The sequence below is a fragment of the Pseudomonas sp. 10C3 genome, assembly GCF_036346185.1.
GTDB lineage: Bacteria > Pseudomonadota > Gammaproteobacteria > Pseudomonadales > Pseudomonadaceae > Aquipseudomonas.
Genome location: NZ_JASJVE010000063.1, coordinates 1 through 1,074, shown reverse-complemented (window position 1 = coordinate 1,074; position 1,074 = coordinate 1). Strand labels below are relative to the sequence as shown.

At 51.7% G+C, this 1,074-nt stretch carries 1 protein-coding gene; it reads left to right on the top strand.

The features are described 5' to 3' along the window. Positions 1–475: 475 nt before the first annotated feature. Positions 476–1,074: replication initiation protein (locus tag QN399_RS26100; protein ID WP_330201925.1), on the top strand; the 599-nt coding region annotated here is incomplete at its 3' end.

The following is a 1,074-nucleotide window of genomic DNA, read 5'->3' as shown; positions in this document are numbered from 1 at the left end:
ATTGCTACGTCCCTCCTAACGCGCTGCGCTTGTTCGATGCGGGGTAAACCAGCGGCGTACCGCCACTGGCCCACCCCGCATCCCAATTACCCGTGAGCGAAGCGCGCAGACCGCAGGTAGCAGCGTGAAGGAGCGAAGCAGCCGCACTCGGTTTGTGGTTTGGTTTGGTAGATGTCGGCGCACAGCGACTGGAAGGCTGCAGCTCTTGAATCTATCTTCACCGCCTTTAAACCTTGTTTTTCTTGTTTTTACTTGTTTTCACTAACGTAAAATATTGATTTTAAACACTTATTCGTTAAGTTCAGGGAGAGATTCCGGGTTGAAGGGGGAGAGATTCCGGGTTGAAGGGGGAGAGATTCCGGGTTGAAGGGGGAGAGATTCCGGGTATCATCCACAGGACAGGGAGAGAGTGTTAGTATACTCCCTCTCCCTTTAACCCCTGATCAGGGAGAGATTCCGGGTAAGGAGCGAGACGATGGAGCTGGTAGATAACAAGGTCACACAATCGAACAGGCTAATCGAGGCATCACATACGCTGACGCTCAATGAGAAGCGCCTTATCTTAGCTGCGGCATCAATGATCGACCCACGCAAACCTCTGCCCAAGGATGGCTACTTTACTGTTCGTGCCGACTCCTTTGCCGAGGTCTTTGGCCTCGACGTGAATAACGCTTACGAAGCCCTTAATGACGCTGCACACCGGTTGTTTGAGCGTGACATTCGCCGTTACTCAAAGGGCAAGATAGTCGAACGGATGCGTTGGGTTTTCCATGTGAAGTACAAGGAGGGTCAGGGCTGCGTGGATCTGGGATTCTCTCCAACCGTATTGCCTCACCTAACTATGTTGAACAGGGAGTTCACTAGCTACCAGCTCAAGCAGATTGGCAGCTTGTCCAGCTTCTACGCTATCCGCCTATACGAACTTATGAGCCAATTCCACAAACTGGGTCAAAGGGAATGCACCCTTGTCCAGCTGCGCCAAATGTTCGACTTGGGTGATAAATACACTAACGTGAAAGACATGCGCCGGTGGGTGCTAGAACCAGCCCTAAAAGAGCTAAATGCGGGTACAGA